Consider the following 17,039-nt stretch of genomic DNA (forward strand, 5'->3'; position numbering starts at 1 on the left):
ACAGGGCGTCAGCGACGGGGTGCGATGCGCTGGAGCCCGGTAGCCGGGCGGGACAACACGACAACGACGGTCTCTACGACACCCCCGAGGACCTCGTCGAGGGCGCCAAGGAGAACCCCGAGGCGATCACCCTGGATGGCGTGGTGGGTTTACACATCCAGGCCCTTTCCTGGCCGACTGATTCGACCGCCACGCGCTATTATGCACGTACATCGATGAGTCACACCGGCTCGGTCATCTGATCTTCACGCATCCGCAGGCTCCAGTGAGGACACCAGGCGGTATCCCCCGGCGGTCAAGCGCTCGGCCAGGGCGGCAATATGCGCTGGGCTGACCTCGCAGCAGCCGCCCACGATGGTCGCGCCTTGCTCGATCCAGCGACAGGCGTGCTCGGCATAGCCCTCGGGATCCAGGTCCTGGCGCGTCTCCAGTGCCTCCACCGTGCCGCCGGGCGCGAGATCCGCCGCCGCCGTGAAGCCGTTGGCGTACCCGCCGAACGGCACGCCGAGATCGGCCAGCGCCTCCGTGGCGGTGGTGACCGCCTCGGGCACCGAACAGTTGACCAGTACCGCCTCGGCGCCGGCCGCCACCACCGACCGGGCGGCCTCGGCCAGCGGCTCGCCGGAACGCAGGCGCGTGCCGTCGCTGTCGTCCACCGTGAAGGCGACCCACACCGGAATGCCGTGCTCCACCGCCGCGCGGGTCGCGGCCAGCGCCTCGCGGGCCAACGTCATGGTCTCGCAGATAAAGAGGTCGACCCCGTCGGCCTGGACCTGGACCAGCCGACGATAGTCGCGCAGGCAGGTGGCATCGTCCGGCACGACCTCATGGTGGTAGCTCGCGACCAGCGGGGGCAGGCAGCCGGCGATGCGCACCGCCTGGCCGCTCTCCTCGCGGGCCTGGCGAGCGGCATTCAGCGCGGCGGCCTGCAGCGGCGCGAACATGGCGGGATCGCCGTCGCGCGCCAGGCGCTGGGGTGTCGCGCTGTAGTTGTTGGTGGTGATGATCCGGGCGCCGGCATCGATGAAGTCGCGGTGGACGGCGGTGACCAGCTGCGGTTCGTCCAGCATGACCTGCGCGGACCACAGCGGAGTGGCAGGGCGATCGCTGCGCCGCCTGAGCTCCTGTCCCATACCCCCGTCCAGCAGCACTATGCGGTGTTTTTCAGAGCTCATCGGGTCACTGTCCCTCTTCGGAATGGCCATGGCGCCGCCCGTCTTGGTTCGGCATGTGGACCCTAGCCGTTAATGACGACCCGCTCAAGGAGGCGCCTCCCTCCTGGCCAGCCGTCTCCCGTTGCGCTACCGAACCATTCGCCCCGACGCCATCGCGACGAGCAGATGGCGTCGGGACGCTGAGGCGTCGTCATGCTCCGCGCTGGTGCAGGCGGCGGAGTGACCCCGCCGCGCAGCCACGGCCCCAGCAGGCGCATTGAGAAGGGGATGAACACGAAGACCATCACCGGGGTGAGCATCAGGGCGCCGCTGCCCAGGTGAGTCGCCAAAATTGCATTCCTGGTGCCGCAAGTCATCATGGGGCCAAGCCCCATTCTTACTCTTGTCAGGTCACAATCCGATGACATCAGCGCTTCAGCATCGCCATGGGCGACTCATCGAGCCGGATAGCCACGTGCAGGGCTTTCGCAAGGCGCGCGATGCGCGGCGCACCGAGCTGGTGGAGGACTACGTCGAGCTGATTTCGGACCTGATCGCCGATAGCGGCGAAGCCAGGCAGATCGATATCGCGCGTCGTCTTGGCGTTGCCCAGCCCACCGTGGCCAAGATGCTCAAGCGCCTCGTCGAGGAGGGGCTGATCATCAAGCGGCCCTACCGGGGGATCTTCCTGACCGAGGCGGGGGAGCGCCTCGCCGCAGAGAGTCGGCGCCGCCATCGCATCGTCGAGGCCTGCCTGCGCAAGCTGGGGGTCAGCGCCGAGACCGCTCGTCTCGATGCCGAGGGCATCGAGCACCACGTCAGTAGCGAGACCCTGGCGGCCTTTGAGCGTTTTCTCGGAGACGGCTGAACCGCTCTCCCGCGGCGAAAAAAGCGGGCGCCGTGCCGCCGGACCGCGCCACTTCAAGCACGACGGACGCCATCACGACGAGGCTACCCAGGGGGTGGTGGGATCGGGATTCGATTTGTGCTCTCCTGTCGTATAGCAAAGGCTATATTGATGAGCACTGTGGTCACGTTCATGGGGAAGGGCATATGAAACGCTGGAAGATGACGCTGGGCATGCTGGTGCCGCTGGCGCTGGGCGGTCAGACGATGGCGGCAGAGCCGCCGGTGACCACCGTGACTACCATCGGCATGATCGCCGACGTGGCCGCCCAGGTGGGCGGCGAATGTGCCGACGTCTCGGCCATCATGGGGCCCGGGGTCGACCCCCACCTCTACCAGGCCAGCGCTCGGGATGTGGCGACCCTGCAGCAGGCCGAGCAGATCTTCTATTCGGGCTACTCCCTGGAGGGCCAGCTCGGCGAGGTGCTGGCACGCTTCGCCGATATCACGCCCACGGTGGCGGTGGCGCCGTCCTCCATCGACACGGCGAGCCTGATCACCGTGCAGGACGTCTACGGCATCGACCCGCACCTGTGGATGGACGTCTCGCTGTGGGCCCGGATCATTCCCACCCTGGCTGAGGCCTTCGTCGAGGCGCGCCCCGACTGCGAGGCGGCCATCCGCGCCAACGCCGACACCTATGACATCCAGCTCGAGGCGCTGCACGGCTGGATCGAGGAGAGCATCGCCAGCATTCCCGAGGCGCAGCGCATCCTGGTCACCGCCCACGACGCCTTCAACTACTACGGCCGTGCCTACGGTATCGAGGTGGCCGGCATTCAGGGCATCAGCACCGAGACCGAGACCGGTGTGGCGGATATCCGCCGCATGACTCAGGTGGTGATCGAGCGCGAGGTGCCCGCGGTGTTCATCGAGAGCACCATCAATCCACGCACCGTCCAGGCGGTGATCGATGCCGCCCGCGACCAGGGTCACGCCGTGGAGATCGGCGGCCAGCTCTACTCGGATGCCATGGGTGAGGCGGGGACCGCCGGCGGCACCTACATCGGCATGCTCCACGCCAATACCCGGCATATCGTCGAGGCGCTCGGCGGCGAGCTGGCCCCGCTGCCCGCGCCCCTCGAGGCCTGGGCCGAACGCTGGGACATCCCCGCCTCCTGATCTCCTCGATGGCCACCCACCACAGGAGTGTCCCATGACGCTACACGAACCGGATCTGGCCCTGCACGTCGAGGACCTGACCGTGAGCTACCACAGCAAGCCGGTGCTGTGGGACATCGACTTCGACGTACCGCCCGGGGTGATGGCCGCCATCGTCGGCCCCAACGGCGCCGGCAAGAGCACCCTGATCAAGAGCGTGCTGGGGCTGGTGCCCACGGTGGCGGGTCACATCACCCTGCACGGTCGCCCCTACAAGGCGCAGCGCCGCCGGGTCGGCTACGTGCCTCAGCGCTCCAGCGTCGACTGGGATTTCCCCACCACCGCCCTGGACGTGGTCACCATGGGGCTCTACGGTCGGCTGGGCTGGCTGCGCCGCCCCGGGCGGCGCGAGCGGGAGGAGGCGCTGGCGGCGCTGGAACTGGTCGGCATGGCCGACTTCGCCCGGCGCCAGATCAGCCAGCTCTCCGGCGGGCAGCAGCAGCGGGTGTTCCTGGCCCGGGCCCTGGTGCAGAAGGCCGACGTCTACTTCCTCGACGAGCCCATGGCGGGGGTCGACGCCACCACCGAACGGGCCATCGTCGACATCCTTCGCCGCCTGCGTGACGCCGGCAAGACGGTGATCGTGGTGCACCACGACCTGCAGACGGTGCGCAGCTACTTCGATTGGCTGCTGATCCTCAACGTGCGGGTCATCGCCCAGGGGCCGGTCGCCGAGGTCTACACCGCCGACCACCTGCGCCAGGCCTACGGCGGCCAAATCGCCCTGCTCGACGAGGCTACCTTCCTGTCCGGGGAGGGGGTCGCCGAGGCTGAGGAGCGGGCCGGATGAACGTCGTCGAGCTGCTCTCCGACTACACCATCCAGAACGTCGTCGCCGGGGCGGCCCTGCTGGGGCTGGTCAGCGGCGTGCTGGGCAGCTTCGCGGTGCTGCGTCAGCAAAGCCTGCTCGGCGATACCATGTCCCATGCGGCGCTGCCCGGGGTCTGCCTGGGCTTCATCATCGCTGGCACCCGGGAGATCGGCAGCATCCTGCTGGGGGCGCTGGCCACCGGCGCGCTGGCCGCTTTGGTCATGCTGCTGCTGACGCGCATGAGCCGGCTCAAGACCGACGCGGGCCTGGGCATCACCCTGAGCGTCTTCTTCGCCATGGGGGTGGTGCTGCTGACCCATATCCAGGGCATGAACAACGCCTCCCAGGGTGGGCTCGACGCCTTCCTGTTCGGTCAGGCGGCGGCGACCCTGCGCTCCGACCTGTGGATCATGGGCGGCATCACCGCCGTGGCCCTCGCGCTGGTGGCGGCGCTGTGGAAGGAGTTCAAGCTGGTCTCCTTCGACCCCGAGTTCGCCACCTCCCTGGGCCTGCCGGTGGCGTGGCTGGAGGTGCTGCTCACGGTGATGGTGGCGCTGGCCGTGGTGGTCGGCCTGCAGATGGTCGGGGTGGTGCTGATGGCGGCGATGATCATCGCCCCGGCGGTGGCCGCCCGCCAGTGGAGCCGTCGCCTAGAGGACATGGTGCTGCTGGCCGCGCTGATCGGCGTGGCCGGCGGGGTGTTCGGCGCGCTGATCAGCGCGCTCTCCCGGGGGCTCGCCACCGGGCCGCTGATCATCCTGAGCGTCTCCGGCGTGGTGCTGGTGTCGCTGACCCTGGCGCCGGAGCGCGGCTTCCTGTGGGAGGCGATCAGGCGCGTGCGCGCGCGGCGCCGGCTGCGCTACCAGCAGGTACTGACCACCCTCTACCGGCTCGCCGTGCACCACGCCGACCCGGTCTATCGCTCCGAGCAGGGCATGCTCGACACCTACCACGGCCAGCGCACCCGCGCGGTGCTGCGCCAGCTGATGCGCCGCGGCCTGGCCGAATGGTGCGATACGCCGCCCGATGAGCCGGGACCGCCCCGGCGCTGGGTGCTGACCCCGGCGGGCATCGCCGAGGCCGAGCGAGTGCTGGCGGCCCTTGGCCGGGAGGACCTCTGATGCTGGCGGCCCTGCTCGACAACGTGGCCCTGCAGATCATGCTGGTGGGTGCCCTGGTGGGGATCGCCTCCTCGCTGGTGGGCACCTTCCTGGTGCTGCGCGGCACCAGCATGCTCTCCGACGCCATCGGCCACTCCATCGTCTTCGGCATCGTCATCGTCTGGCTGCTGACCCACCAGCAGAGTGGCCCGCTGCAGATCCTCGGCGCCGCCCTGACCGGCGTGCTCACGGTCTTCCTCACCGAGCTGCTGGTCAGCACTCGGCGGGTCAAGAAGGACGCCGCCATCGGCTTGGTCTTCCCGGTGCTGTTCTCGATCGGCGTGCTGCTGCTCAACCTCTACGCCCGGGACGTACATATCGACACCCACACCGTGCTGCTCGGCGAGATCGGCTTCGTGTGGCTCGACACCGTGACCCTCGGCGACTATCGGATACCGCGCTCGCTGCTCTCCATGGGCGCCATGACGCTGCTCAACGCCGCCTTCGTGGTGCTGTTCTTCAAGGAGCTGAAGCTCGCCACCTTCGACGAGGCGCTGGCCCGGGCGCTGGGGCTGGCGCCGGGCGTGCTCTTCTACGGCCTGCTGCTGCTGACCAGCGGCACCGCCGTGGCGGCCTTCGACGCGGTTGGGGCGGTGCTCTTCGTCGCCTTCGTGATCGTGCCGCCCTCCACGGCCTACCTGTTGACCGACCGGCTGTGGCTGATGTTCCTCTACGGCATCGCGGTCTCCATCGCCTCGAGCGTCAGCGGCTACGCCCTGGCGGTGGCCTGGGACGTCTCGATCGGCGGCATGATGGCGGTGATGACCGGGGTCTTCCTGATGCTGGCCTTCCTCGCCGGGCCGCGTTACGGCCTGGTCGCCCAGCTGCTGCGCCGCCGCGGTCAGCGCCGTCACAACGAGATCCGTACCCTCGCCGTGCACCTCTACAACCACGAGGGGGGGCCGGAGCAGGGCGTGGAGAACGTCATTCGCGCCCTGCGCGAGCACCTGCGCTGGGATGCCGCCAAGGCCGGCCGGGTGGTGCAGCGCAGCAGCGACCGGCGGCTGATCGTGCGCGAGGGCGAGGCCCTGCGGCTCACCCCGCAGGGGCGCGAGATGGCCCGGGAGATCCTCGACCCGAGCGGCCGCTCGTCCGCGTGAGCCGCGAAAGCGGCTCTCGTGGGAGCGCTGCCGAATGGCGCACGCTGTGCACCATTTCCAGCACTGCCATCCTGCATCGTGACAAGATGCCACAGGACGTAGCGAACAGGGTCGTGAAAACTGAGTTCGTGGCCAGATAGGTGAGCTCGCCTTATTCATGAGGCAGGCTGAGCCGCCGCGGCTCAGGCGAGCCCATCGCGGCTATGCTGAAGGCACTCAGGGCATTCTCATCCTCCACGATCCAGGGAGATCACCATGTTGGAGTTCATCACCCACTCGGCGGACCACGTCGTGGCCATGAAGATCGGCGGTGTGGTCTCGGCCCGAGAGCTGCAACAGGCCATCGATGCCATCGAGGCCGCCAAGCGCAACCATCCCCGCATCAGCCTGTTGGCCGAGCTCGATGGCCTGCGCTGGATGACCCTGACGGCTCTGCTCAAGGACGTCGGCTATGGCCTGACCCAACTCGGCGACCTCGAGCGCTATCAACGTGTCGCCGTGATCACCGACAAGGAGTGGATCAAGCATCTCGCCCATCTGGAGGATCACCTGTTCAAGTCGGTGGATATCCACACCTTTCCCCACCGGGAATACGTCGGCGCCCTGTCGTGGGTCGGCGAGCTGCCCCGGGGTGAGCACGAGAACCCCGAGGAGGATGGCTACCACGGCGCGTGATGCCGAGAGTCGCCGCTGACAAGCCGGTCCGGGGGCAAGGCCTGACCCCCGGCCAGGCGGCAGGTCAGAGCCACGCCGTCGACGTGCTCGACCAGTACAGCCCTTGGCGTTGCTGATTCGGGTGTTCGATGATTTTCGGTAGGGAAAGGCGGTTCAGCCGCACCCGAGGCGTGGAATCTCAACGAGCGGCATCGGCAATCCTCGGAGGCGGTACATGGATCAAACCGAAACATGAATCGGAAAGCGAGATCTCAACTGGCCGAGAAGACGCTGGAGATTCTCGAGGCGGGAGGATACCAACTAGGCGACGACGGTTACGTCGATATCAGCGATGCCCTGCGGTGCTGTCTGGCCGGCACTCGGTCATACACTCCGGACGAGCTCCAGCATTTGCGGGAGCGTGTTCTGTCGCGGGCAACTCCCTCGAAAAAAACGGACATCGAGGTGGTCAACCAGAGCACGCTCGCCGCTGCGGCCGAGCTGCGCCGTCGCTTGCCGGATCGGCCCATAGGCGTACTCAACTTCGCCTCGGCGAAAAAACCGGGCGGCGGCTTCCTCGGCGGGAGCCAGGCGCAGGAGGAGAGCCTGGCACGCAGCTCGGGGCTCTACCCGAGCCTGCGTCGGTGTCCCGACTATTACCGCTATCACCGTGCCATGACGTCCCCGCTGTATTCCCACCGCGCGATCTACTCCCCGGACTGTCCGGTGTTTCGCAACGACACCGGGGTGCTGCTGGCTGCGCCGTACACCGTGGCGTTCATCACTTGTCCCGCGCCCAATGCCGGCGCTGTACGGGCGCATCAGCCGTCACAGGCCAACGACCTCCGGGCGGTGCTCCGCGAGCGGGTCACCCTGATCCTGGGGCTCGCCCTGTACCATGAGCTGACGGACCTGGTGCTCGGAGCCTGGGGCTGCGGGGTCTTTGGCAATGATCCTCGCGACGTCGCAGCCGCATTCCGGGATGCGCTGGGGAAAGGCGCCCCTTTCGAGGGTCGCTTCCGCTCGATCCGCTTCTCAGTGCTCGATCGCTCCCGCGAGCGGGCCACCTATCGGGCCTTCGCCGAGGCCTTCGAGATCTGCGCGGCGCCGTGAGGTGCGCTGACGGCCGGAGAGGGCGCTACATCATCGCCCTCCTGTCCTCCACCAACTGTCCATTAATGGTGCCCTGTATAGAGACCGTCGGTGACCTGCCGACCATGCTGGCGCTCTACGAGAAGACCGAGAGCAAGGAGCAGGAGTGTCTGGATGTCGCTAAGTGGATACCTTGCCGAATGTGGACAAATTGAGCCAGGAAAAGCGGCTCGCTATCGATAGGATTCCATAACCATCGCGATAGCGAGTTATTTCTCGGGCCTTATTGGCTCACCAGCCTCGCCCTGCTGGTGCCGTTGCCCAGCGGTTCCACCTGGATCTGCACCGGGATGCGCTCGTGCATCTCCTGGACGTGGGAGATCACCCCCACCCGGCGCCCCAGCGCCTGTAGGCCGTCGAGCGCTTCCATGGCGAGCGCCAGGGATTGCGGGTCGAGGCTGCCGAAGCCCTCGTCGATAAAGAGTGACTCGATGGTGAGCTCCCCGGATGCCATCGAGGCCAGCCCCAGGGCGAGGGCCAGCGATACTAGGAAGGTCTCGCCGCCGGAGAGGGAGTGCACCGAGCGGCGCTCGTCACCCATGTCATGGTCCTCCACCAGCAGGCCCAGGGGGCTGCCGCCGCGCACCAGCCGATAGCGGCGGCTGAGGCCGGCCAGGTGGGCGTTGGCGTGCTCCAGCAGCTGCTCCAGGTTGTATGCCTGGGCGATGCGCCGGAAGGCCTTGCCGTCGGCGGAGCCGATCAGCTCGCTGATCTGGCCCCAGCGGCGGTATTCGGCCTGGGCGGCGTCCAGCTCAGCCTGGCCGGCCTTGCGGCGCTCGCGCTTACGCTCGTCGTCGCTCAGGGCGAAGGCGGCGCTGTCGCGGGCCCGCTGGGCCTCCTCCAGGCGCGGGGCCAGCTCGGCCTGGGCCTCCTCCAGGGTCTCCCGGCGGCGGTGCAGCTCCTCGGCTACGGCATCATTCAGCAGCGCCGCGTTGTTGTGTTCCTCGCTCTTTCCCTCGCTTTTCCCCTCGGTCAGGCCCCGGTCGCGGCGGTGGCGCAGCAGGGCGTCGCGCCGCTCGGCCAGGGTGGCGGCGGCGCGCTGGCGGGCCTGGTCGGCCGCCTCGATGCGCCGCTCCTCGCGGCGGGCGTCCTCCTCGGGCTGGGCCAGCAACCGCGCCAGGGTGGCATCGGTCAGCTCGGGGTGCGCCTGGCGCCAGTCGGCCAGCTCGCGGGCCAGGGTCTCTTGCTCGTCGCGGCGCTGCTCGAGCTGGCCGGCCTCATGCTCGGCCTGCTGGGTGAGGCGCTGGTGTTGCTGCTGGGCGTCGTGCCAACGCGCCTGGGCGCCATCCCGCGCCTGGCGGGCACGCTCCTGGTCCGCGTCGAGCTGCTGCTGCCAGGCGTCCGGCGAGGCGTGCTCGCCTAGCCGGTCGGCGAGGGCGCGGGCGAGTTCGTCGCGCTGTTTCCTTAGCGGCGGCAGCTGCTCGTCCAGCTCGGTCAGTTGCCGTTCGGCGCTGGCCTTCTCGGCCTCCAGGCGTGCCAGCGCCACCCGGCCCTCCTGCAGCGCCTGCTCCAGCGGGGCCAGCTCGGCCTCGGCCCGGGCCAGCGCATCCAGGCGCTGGCGCTCCTGGCGGCGCCGGGTGTCGCTCTGTTCGCGCTGGGCCTGCAGCCAGTCTTCCCGCTCGGGCGCATCGATGGCGGCGAGTTCCTGCTGCAGGGGGTGGGCCTCCAGGGCGTGGCGGGCCGTATCCCGCTGCCGCTCGGCCGTCTCCAGGTCCTGTTGGTGCCGAGTGAGCGAGGCCTCCACGGCGCGGTACTCGCCCAGCAGTTCATCGCGCTGCTGCTGGGCCGTGTCGCGGGCCTGCCGAGCCTCGTCGAGCTGGCGCGTCTCTTCCGCTTCCTGGGCGTTGATCTGGGCGGCCTCTGGGGTAGCCGGCGGGTGCTGGCGCCAGGGGTGGTCGAGGCCGCCGCACACCGGGCAGGGCTCCCCTTCCTGCAGGGCCTCGCGCAGGCGCACCACGCTCTCGCTGCGCACGGCGCGGCTGCGCTCGACCAGCGCGGTCACCGAGTCGAGGTGGCTCTGGGCCCTGTCCAGGCGCTTACGGGCGCGATGGCCCTCGGCCAGCAGCCTGTCCCGGCGGGCCCGGTCGTCGCTGACCTGCCTGGCCAGCCGGTGCCGCGCCTGCTCCGTGCGGTCGAGCTCCTGCCAGCGGCTGGCCAGCTCGCCCAGGGCCAGGTGACGACGGGCGGCCTGGTCGTGGTGCTGCTGGGCGGCCTGGCGGGCGTCGTCGAGGCGAGAGTGAGCGCCCACCCACCGCTTGAGGGTCGCCTGCCAGTCGTCGCGTTGCCGCGCTCGGGCCTGCTGTTGCGCTTCGGCCTTGCGCTGCTCACGGGCAAGCGTATCGGCCTGCGCCTGCTGTCGGGCGCGGGCCGCCTCCAGGTCGGCGAGCTGTTTCTCTCGGGTGGCCAGCTGCTGGGCCTCCTCGCGGGCCTCGCGCAGCTCGGGCTCGGCCCGGCGGCGCGCCTCCGAGGCCTCGCTCAGCGCCTGCTCGGCCCGCACTCGCGCGCTCCCTGCCGCCTGCTGCTCGGCGCTGGCGGCCTCTCGCGCCTTGCGGGTCTCGGCGTGGCTCGCCTCCAGGGCGGAAATCTCGCCGGGGAGCTCGGTCTGGCGGGTGAGGGCATGGCGCTTCGGGGCGATCAGCCGGCGCCACTCGCGGTCGGCGCGCAGCTCGGCGAGCGCCTGCCAGTCGGTTTCGGCGCTCTGCTGCTGCGTCAGGCCCTGGTGGTAGGCCTCGTGCAGGCGGGCATCGTCGTCGTGCCAGCGCCACTTCGCCTGGAGCGACTCCGCCTGGGCCTGCAGGTCTGTGAGCGCTTGCCGGGTGGCCGTGGCGGTGCGCTCCAGCTCGGCACGGGTCTCGGGCTCGGCGGGCAGGTCGTCGGCAAGCCTCGCCTCCAGGGTGTCCACGGCCCTCTTCGCCTCGCTGGCGCGGCGGTAGGCGGCCATGGAGATCGCCGAGTACTCGGCGGTGCCGGTGAGGCGCTCCAGCAGGTCGCTGCGCTCGTTGTCGTCGGCCTGGAGGAAGGCGGCAAACTCGCTCTGGGCGAGCAGCACGGCACGGGTGAACTGGTCGAAGCTGAGCCCGAGGCGCTCCGGCAGCAGGCGATCGAACTCGCGCTTCTGGGTGGTGAGCAGGCGGTCGTCCTCGAGGTCGCGCAGTGACTGCTCGGCCTTCTGCAGCTTGCCGCCGACCCTCTCCCGGGCGCGGCGCACCGCCCAGCGGGCGCGGTAGCGGCGCCCGTCGCGGCCCAGGAAATCCACCTCGGCGTAGCCGGCGGCGGTGCCGCGGCGCAGCAGGGTGCGCGGGTCGCTGGTGGTCAGGGTGGAGTCCGGGGTGTCATCGACCTGGCTGTCGCGGGCCGGCGCCTGGCGCAGCCGCGGCGTGCCGCCATAGAGCGCCAGGCACAGGGCGTCGAGCAGGGTGCTCTTGCCGGCGCCGGTGGGGCCGGTGATGGCGAAGAGACCCGCATCGCGAAGCGGGGCCGTGGTGAAGTCGAGTTCGAGCGGGCCGGGCAGCGAGGCCAGGTTCTCCAGGCGCAGGGAGAGGATCCTCATGGGCGACCCTCCCGGGGGCTGTCGTCACCGTCGTCGGCATCGAGCATGTCCTGGCGCAGCCGGTCGAAGTCGGCGAGCACGTCGTCCCCCGGCGGCCGGCCCCAGCGCGATTCCCAGGTGCGCTCGAAGAGCCTGCGCGGGCCGAGGCTCTCCAGGTCGACCCGTGCCGGCGTCGCCTCGCCTTCGGTCCGGGGCAGGCGGCGCTCGAGGCGCAGCAGGCGCAGCGCCTTGCCCTCGAGGGCCGCCTCCACCCGGGCACGCAGATCGGGGATCGGGGCGTCGAGCTCGACGCGCACCTCCAGCCAGGGCCAGCGCTCGCGCTCAAATACCGGCTCTTCTTCGAGCGCCTCGAGCTCGGCCAGCACTTCATCCAGCGGAGCGGGGCCGATGCGATGCATGGCCACCGGGCGTGGCACGGGGAGCGACTCGGTCGCGGTCAGCGCCTCGCCGTCGAGGGTCACCGCCACCACCTGGTGAGGGTAGCTGACCTCGCTGAAGTCCAGCGGCAGGGGGCTGCCGCTATAGCGGATGCGCGCCTCGCCGACCTGCTGGGCGCGGTGCAGGTGACCCAACGCCACGTAGGCGATCTCCGGCGGGAAGAGGGCGGCCGAGATCGACTCCTCGCCGCCGATCACGATGGGCCGCTCGCTGGCCTCGGAGACGGCTGCGCCGTGCAGGTGGGCGTGGCTCATCGCCACCAGCGCCTGGCCGGACTCGCGACGCGACTTTGCGGCCGCGATCAGCTGGGTGTGGACCTGGCTAATGCCGCTGACGTAGTAGTTCGGTGCCTCGTCGGTCGCCTCGTTGGTCAGCGACGCGCCGGTGACCTCGGCGGGGCGCAGGAAGGGCAGCGCCAGGCACCAGGCGCGGGTCTCGCCGGCGGCGTCGGTGAGCGGCACCAGCAGGCGTTCGGCGTCGAGCGTGCCGTCGTCCAGCCAACGCACCCGGCCCAGGGCGTGGGTGCGCAACCGGCGCATCAGCGGGGCGGGCAGCTCGATGCGGTTGCCGCTGTCGTGGTTGCCGGCGATCAGCACGATGTTGAGGCTCGGCAGTCGCTCGTGGGCGCCGACGATGAAGTCATACAGCAGTTCCTGGGCGCGCAGCGAAGGGTTGACCACGTCGAAGATGTCGCCGGCCACCAGGAGGGCATCGGCACGGCGCTCCACCAGGGTGTCGAGCAGCCAGGCGAGGAAGGCGCGGTGCTCGGCGTGGCGCTCCTGGCCATGGAAGCTCTGCCCCAGGTGCCAGTCGGCGGTATGGATCAGTGTCAGCATCGGCTCCCCGGTGTTCCGTCGCGCGGCAAAAGCCGTAGTCTAACCCGAGCGACGCCGACGAATCAGGGAGCCCCGATGCCCAATTCCCCCTTGCACGACTGGGACCTCGCCCCCCGCGAGGCCATCGCCCTGCAGAAGCGCCTGGCCGGGCAGGTGGAGCGCGAGGACCGACTCGACCCGGTAGGCCGCATCGCCGGCGTGGATATTGGCTTCGAGCAGGATGGTGCGATCACCCGGGCGGCGGTGGTGGTGCTGGCGTGGCCGCCGGGCGCCGAAGGCGAGTTCGAGCCGACAACCCTTGAGATAGTGGAGCAAGTCGTGCATCGCGAGCCGACGCGCATGCCATATGTGCCGGGGCTGCTGTCGTTTCGTGAGGTGCCGGCGGCGCTGGCGGCCTTCGAGCGGCTGGAGGTGCGCCCGGAACTGGTGATGGTGGATGGCCAGGGCATCGCCCATCCGCGGCGCATCGGCGTGGCCAGCCATCTGGGGCTGTGGCTCGACCTGCCCACCATCGGCGTGGCCAAGTCGCGGCTGTGTGGCCGCCACCGCGAGCCCGGGCCGGCGCGAGGCGACTGGACGCCGCTGGTGGATGGCCCGGATGACGAGGTGATCGGCGCAGTGCTGCGCTCGCGGGTGAAGGTCAAGCCGATCTTCGTCTCGCCGGGGCATCGATTGACCCTGCCCACGGCGCTGGACTGGGTGATTCGCTGCCTGGGGCGGACCAAGCTGCCGGAGCCGACCCGACTGGCCGATCGCCTGGCCTCGCGGCGGGGTCGATAGGGTAGGGTGGCCGCCTGGGCTATACTGCCGCTCCCTTTCTATACGATCCCTTACCCTTACCGAGGCGACCATGACCGCATCCCCCGATCCGCTTGCTGCCACCCGTGCCTGGGTCGAGACCTTCGTGGTCGCCCGCGATGTCTGTCCCTTCGCCGGCCGCGAGGTGGCCCGCGATACCATCCGCTATGTGGCGGTGCCGGCCTCGGACCGCGAGGCGGCGCTGCTGGCGCTGTTCGATGCCTGCCGCCACCTTGACGAGACCCCCGAGGTGGAGACCACCCTGCTGGTGCTCACCGAGGGGCTCGACGACTTCGACGACTACCTGGACCTGCTGGAGATCGCCGAGGCGCTGCTGGCGGAGCAGGGCTATGAGGGCACCTACCAGCTGGCGAGCTTCCACCCGGACTACGTCTTTGCCGACGCCGAGCCGGAAGATCCCGCCAACTTCACCAACCGCTCGCCCTTCCCGATGTGGCACCTGCTGCGCGAGGAAGGCCTTGAGCGGGCCCTGGCCCACCACCCGGACCCGGCGGGGATTCCTGCGCGCAATATAGCGGCGATGCGCGAGCTGGGCCATGAGGCCCTCTCCGATGCGCTGGCCAAGTTGCGAAGCAGCTCCTAGACGATATCCAGCGGCGTCTTTCGGTGGGGCGCCGGGAAGGCGGCATCCAGGCGGGCCAGGCTCTCGGCATCCAGCTCGACCGACAGGGCGGCGGCGTTCTGCTCCACGTGCGCCAGGCGGGTGGCCTTGGGAATGACGATCACGTCCCTGTTGCCATCGAGCGGGCGGATCGCCCAGGCCAGTAGCAGCTGGGTGGGCGTGATGCCGAGCCCCGCGGCGACCTCCGCGACCTCGGGGTGGCCGAGCAGGTCGCGGGCCGCTTCCCGGTCGGTGGCGGCGAGTCGCACGCTGGGCGGTGTCGGCATGGGGATCTCCCGGCGGAATTATCTGGAAATGTTTTTCATTTAGTCTGGTCGCTGTCGCTCGTCAATGCAATCGCCCTTGTGCCGCGAGGGGGGCATCCCCATGGTGTATGTTGTAGGGGCAACGCTTCACCCCTGACAACGAGAAGGAGTCGACATGAGCATCAAGAAATCCGGCAGCGCTGTCTGGCAAGGCGGCCTCAAGGATGGCAAGGGGACGGTATCCACCCAGAGCGGCGTTCTCCAGGACGTTCCCTACAGCTTCGCCAAGCGCTTCGAGGGCGAGGCGGGCTCCAACCCGGAGGAGCTGATCGGTGCCGCCCATGCGAGCTGCTACTCCATGGCCCTGTCGCTGATCCTGGGCGAGGCCGGCCTGACCGCCGAGCGCATTGCCACCGAGGCCAAGGTGTCCCTGGAGGAGGTCGAGGGCGGCTTCGCCATCTCCGCCATTCACCTGGATACCGTGGCGAAGATCCCGGGTGCCGACGAGGCGGCCTTCCAGGATGCGGCCGACAAGGCCAAGGAAGGGTGCCCCGTCTCCAAGCTGTTCAACGCCGAGATAAGCCTGTCGGCGAAGCTGGAAAACTGAGCCCGGCGCCGGCCTTGACGGCCGGGCCGGACAGTATCCGCGCCGGGGCCACCGCAGGGTGGTCCCGGCGTCTTGTTGTGGCTGTCGCTCTTGTCCCGGAGGCAGCTCTCTCCCCGGGCCGTGCTACGGCGAGGGCGAGGCGATGCCGCGCTGGGCGGCCTCCACCAGCGCGCGGATCAGCCGCTGCTGGGGGCGGTTGAAGACTAGCCACTCGGGGTGCCACTGCACGCCAATCAGGAATTCGTGGTCGTGGGACTCGATGCCCTGCACCAGGCCATCGCGGTCCCGGGCGACGATCTCGATGCCCTTGCCGGTCCGCTGCACCGCCTGGTGGTGCAGGCTGTTGATGCGACACCAGCTCACCTCGAGTATGCGATGCAGCTGGCTGTCGGCGACGATATCCACGGTCTTGCGGGGCAGCACGGTACGCCGCTGCTTGAGCCCCTCATGGGTGGTGTAGATGTCCGGATCCAGGGTGCCCCCCTGGTAGACATTGATCAGCTGGGCGCCGCGGCAGATGCCCAACACCGGCTTGCCCAGGGGAATGAAACGCTCCAGCAGTTCGAGTTCCAGCTCATCGCGCTGCGGGTCGACGCGCACGTCCAGGCTCAGCATCTCGTCGTCGTAGAGGTGGGCCTGGATGTCGTCGCCGCCGCCGATGATCAGGCCATCGAGCGCCTCGGGGAAGGGGCGCGAGGGCGACAGCCGCCGCGGCCGGCCGCCGTGGCGCCAGACGGCAAACCAGTCGAACCACCAGGCGATCCGGCTCTTGGCGTCGGAGGTGGTGATGCCGATCAGCGGGCGTGTCTTGCGGCTCATCGGCGTGACACCCAGCGGCGCAGGCGGGTCAACCAGCGGCGTGGCGCCGAGGGGCGATGGCGGGCGAGGAACTGCGCGCTGCGCTCGGCCAGGGTCTCCGGGGTAGCGGCCAGGCGCTCGACCTCCAGCCAGCGATTCCACTCCGTCACCGCGCCCCAGCCCGGTTCGGAGAGCTGGGCATTGGGCAGGCGATAGTGGAAGGTCGGACGCGCCTTGACCAGCTTGTTGCGTAGCAGCTCGTGGGGATGGTCCGGACGCAGGTGAGCAAACAGCGGGAGCATGTCCAGCTCGCGGTTACGGGTCGGGTTGTCGGCCAGGTAGTCGTCGATCAGGGTGTCCAGGTCAGGGGTATAGTCCGGGTCGAGCACCCTCAGGGCATAGGCCCGGGGGAAGGGGTTGGCATGGGGCAGCACCTCACGGGTGATGTCCACGTGGATCTGCTCGCGCAGCCAGGCGGCGCTCAGCAGGTAGGCGCGCAGGTAGGCCAGCAGGCTCTCGGCCTCGAGGCTCGGCACCTCGGGATTGAGGTGCAGGCCGAAGCCGTAGAGCAGGCTGGCATCCGTGCCCTTGGCGCCATGGTGGCGCAGCGCCTCGAAGAGCGCGTCGAGGTCTTCCAGCTCGTCCCAGGGTACCGGTGGGCAGACGATCTCCGTGGGCACCAGGCCGGTGACCACGTCGCCGATCAGCTCCCGGGTCCGGGCGTGGAAGTCCAGGCGCATGCGTTCCCATTCGCTGTCGCCGGCGGCCTCGGCATCCACCACGGTCTGGTCGGGGTGGGCGTACTGGGTGTCCAGCTCGATGCCGAACTCGCCCCAGCGGGTACCGGTCACCTTGAGGCGATGGGGGCTGAGCACCTTGATCTCGCCGCCGAATAGCTCGCGCACCAGCTCGGCCGTCTCCCGGGGGGGCAGGCCGGCGAACTCTATCTCGACACCGACGCGGCGCGTCTCGCCATCGGCGTTGCGGGGTTCGGGTGGCGGTTGCGGCGTCATGACGGCATCCTGT

Annotated in this window: 16 protein-coding genes and 1 pseudogene; 10 read left to right on the plus strand and 7 right to left on the minus strand. The window is 69.5% G+C overall.

Going from position 1 to position 17,039, the window contains the following annotated elements; all coding sequences use genetic code 11:
- Positions 1-245: 245 nt before the first annotated feature.
- Both M8009_RS06550 and M8009_RS06555 read right to left on the minus strand, forming a co-directional pair.
- Positions 246-1,205, minus strand: a complete 960-nt coding sequence (locus M8009_RS06550; RefSeq protein ID WP_347709833.1) for a homocysteine S-methyltransferase family protein — start codon at positions 1,203-1,205, stop codon at positions 246-248.
- A gap of 185 nt (positions 1,206-1,390) precedes the next feature.
- Positions 1,391-1,477: pseudogene (locus M8009_RS06555) on the minus strand (antibiotic biosynthesis monooxygenase); the annotation flags it as partial.
- Between the two features lie 98 nt (positions 1,478-1,575).
- Here M8009_RS06555 and mntR point away from each other — a divergent pair.
- The 7 genes from mntR to M8009_RS06590 all read left to right on the plus strand — a co-directional run bounded on the left by mntR (position 1,576) and on the right by M8009_RS06590 (position 8,059).
- Positions 1,576-2,022, plus strand: coding sequence for a manganese-binding transcriptional regulator MntR (gene mntR / locus M8009_RS06560; protein WP_250060015.1), 447 nt, complete (start codon positions 1,576-1,578; stop codon positions 2,020-2,022).
- Between the two features lie 185 nt (positions 2,023-2,207).
- On the plus strand, positions 2,208-3,182 hold the full coding sequence (locus M8009_RS06565; RefSeq protein WP_250060016.1) for a metal ABC transporter solute-binding protein, Zn/Mn family: 975 nt from the start codon (positions 2,208-2,210) through the stop codon (positions 3,180-3,182).
- A gap of 34 nt (positions 3,183-3,216) precedes the next feature.
- Positions 3,217-4,011, plus strand: coding sequence for a metal ABC transporter ATP-binding protein (locus M8009_RS06570; RefSeq protein WP_250060017.1), 795 nt, complete (start codon positions 3,217-3,219; stop codon positions 4,009-4,011).
- Entirely contained in the window at positions 4,008-5,153 is a 1,146-nt protein-coding gene (locus M8009_RS06575) for a metal ABC transporter permease (protein WP_250060018.1), read from the plus strand. The genes M8009_RS06570 and M8009_RS06575 overlap by 4 nt, the downstream gene beginning before the upstream one ends.
- Entirely contained in the window at positions 5,153-6,292 is a 1,140-nt protein-coding gene (locus tag M8009_RS06580) for a metal ABC transporter permease (RefSeq protein ID WP_250060019.1), read from the plus strand. Before M8009_RS06575 ends, M8009_RS06580 begins: the two co-directional genes overlap by 1 nt.
- A gap of 255 nt (positions 6,293-6,547) precedes the next feature.
- Positions 6,548-6,967, plus strand: a complete 420-nt coding sequence (locus M8009_RS06585; RefSeq protein WP_250060020.1) for a SpoIIAA family protein — start codon at positions 6,548-6,550, stop codon at positions 6,965-6,967.
- A 231-nt stretch (positions 6,968-7,198) separates the two neighbouring features.
- A complete protein-coding gene (locus M8009_RS06590; protein ID WP_250060021.1) occupies positions 7,199-8,059 on the plus strand; it encodes a TIGR02452 family protein in 861 nt (286 codons plus the stop codon).
- Positions 8,060-8,321: 262 nt separating this feature from the next.
- Here the strand turns inward: M8009_RS06590 and M8009_RS06595 are convergent, their stop codons facing one another.
- Complete coding sequence (locus M8009_RS06595; protein WP_250060022.1) at positions 8,322-11,648, minus strand: AAA family ATPase; 3,327 nt, start codon at positions 11,646-11,648, stop codon at positions 8,322-8,324.
- Positions 11,645-12,922, minus strand: a complete 1,278-nt coding sequence (locus M8009_RS06600; RefSeq protein WP_250060023.1) for an exonuclease SbcCD subunit D — start codon at positions 12,920-12,922, stop codon at positions 11,645-11,647. Before M8009_RS06600 ends, M8009_RS06595 begins: the two co-directional genes overlap by 4 nt.
- A 75-nt stretch (positions 12,923-12,997) precedes the next feature.
- Here M8009_RS06600 and nfi point away from each other — a divergent pair, with 75 nt between their 5' ends.
- Entirely contained in the window at positions 12,998-13,702 is a 705-nt protein-coding gene (nfi, locus tag M8009_RS06605) for a deoxyribonuclease V (RefSeq protein ID WP_250060024.1), read from the plus strand.
- 70 nt (positions 13,703-13,772) lie between these two features.
- Complete coding sequence (locus M8009_RS06610; RefSeq protein WP_250060025.1) at positions 13,773-14,324, plus strand: DUF1415 domain-containing protein; 552 nt, start codon at positions 13,773-13,775, stop codon at positions 14,322-14,324.
- Here the strand turns inward: M8009_RS06610 and M8009_RS06615 are convergent.
- Entirely contained in the window at positions 14,321-14,629 is a 309-nt protein-coding gene (locus M8009_RS06615) for an aldo/keto reductase (protein ID WP_250060026.1), read from the minus strand. The genes M8009_RS06610 and M8009_RS06615 overlap by 4 nt on opposite strands.
- 154 nt (positions 14,630-14,783) lie before the next feature.
- Between M8009_RS06615 and M8009_RS06620 the strand changes: the two genes are divergently transcribed.
- Complete coding sequence (locus tag M8009_RS06620; RefSeq protein ID WP_250060027.1) at positions 14,784-15,215, plus strand: OsmC family protein; 432 nt, start codon at positions 14,784-14,786, stop codon at positions 15,213-15,215.
- A gap of 123 nt (positions 15,216-15,338) precedes the next feature.
- Here M8009_RS06620 and M8009_RS06625 read toward each other — a convergent pair whose 3' ends face one another.
- Positions 15,339-16,034: a gamma-glutamyl-gamma-aminobutyrate hydrolase family protein gene (locus M8009_RS06625; protein WP_250060028.1), complete on the minus strand. Its 696-nt coding sequence runs from the start codon at positions 16,032-16,034 to the stop codon at positions 15,339-15,341.
- Positions 16,031-17,026 (minus strand): amidoligase family protein, encoded by a 996-nt coding sequence (locus M8009_RS06630; protein ID WP_250060029.1) that lies wholly within the window; start codon positions 17,024-17,026, stop codon positions 16,031-16,033. Before M8009_RS06630 ends, M8009_RS06625 begins: the two co-directional genes overlap by 4 nt.
- Positions 17,027-17,039: the final 13 nt, after the last annotated feature.

Origin of the sequence: Halomonas gemina, from assembly GCF_023554995.1 — a bacterium.
GTDB lineage: Bacteria > Pseudomonadota > Gammaproteobacteria > Pseudomonadales > Halomonadaceae > Halomonas > Halomonas gemina.

Bases quoted from the DNA above. Each gene is read 5' to 3' on its own strand.
- M8009_RS06550 (WP_347709833.1), bottom strand. From the start codon at position 1,205: ATGGCCATTCCGAAGAGGGACAGTGACCCGATGAGCTCTGAAAAACAC.
- mntR (WP_250060015.1), top strand. From the start codon at position 1,576: ATGACATCAGCGCTTCAGCATCGCCATGGGCGACTCATCGAGCCGGAT.
- M8009_RS06565 (WP_250060016.1), top strand. From the start codon at position 2,208: ATGAAACGCTGGAAGATGACGCTGGGCATGCTGGTGCCGCTGGCGCTG.
- M8009_RS06570 (WP_250060017.1), top strand. From the start codon at position 3,217: ATGACGCTACACGAACCGGATCTGGCCCTGCACGTCGAGGACCTGACC.
- M8009_RS06575 (WP_250060018.1), top strand. From the start codon at position 4,008: ATGAACGTCGTCGAGCTGCTCTCCGACTACACCATCCAGAACGTCGTC.
- M8009_RS06580 (WP_250060019.1), top strand. From the start codon at position 5,153: ATGCTGGCGGCCCTGCTCGACAACGTGGCCCTGCAGATCATGCTGGTG.
- M8009_RS06585 (WP_250060020.1), top strand. From the start codon at position 6,548: ATGTTGGAGTTCATCACCCACTCGGCGGACCACGTCGTGGCCATGAAG.
- M8009_RS06590 (WP_250060021.1), top strand. From the start codon at position 7,199: ATGAATCGGAAAGCGAGATCTCAACTGGCCGAGAAGACGCTGGAGATT.
- M8009_RS06595 (WP_250060022.1), bottom strand. From the start codon at position 11,648: ATGAGGATCCTCTCCCTGCGCCTGGAGAACCTGGCCTCGCTGCCCGGC.
- M8009_RS06600 (WP_250060023.1), bottom strand. From the start codon at position 12,922: ATGCTGACACTGATCCATACCGCCGACTGGCACCTGGGGCAGAGCTTC.
- nfi (WP_250060024.1), top strand. From the start codon at position 12,998: ATGCCCAATTCCCCCTTGCACGACTGGGACCTCGCCCCCCGCGAGGCC.
- M8009_RS06610 (WP_250060025.1), top strand. From the start codon at position 13,773: ATGACCGCATCCCCCGATCCGCTTGCTGCCACCCGTGCCTGGGTCGAG.
- M8009_RS06615 (WP_250060026.1), bottom strand. From the start codon at position 14,629: ATGCCGACACCGCCCAGCGTGCGACTCGCCGCCACCGACCGGGAAGCG.
- M8009_RS06620 (WP_250060027.1), top strand. From the start codon at position 14,784: ATGAGCATCAAGAAATCCGGCAGCGCTGTCTGGCAAGGCGGCCTCAAG.
- M8009_RS06625 (WP_250060028.1), bottom strand. From the start codon at position 16,034: ATGAGCCGCAAGACACGCCCGCTGATCGGCATCACCACCTCCGACGCC.
- M8009_RS06630 (WP_250060029.1), bottom strand. From the start codon at position 17,026: ATGACGCCGCAACCGCCACCCGAACCCCGCAACGCCGATGGCGAGACG.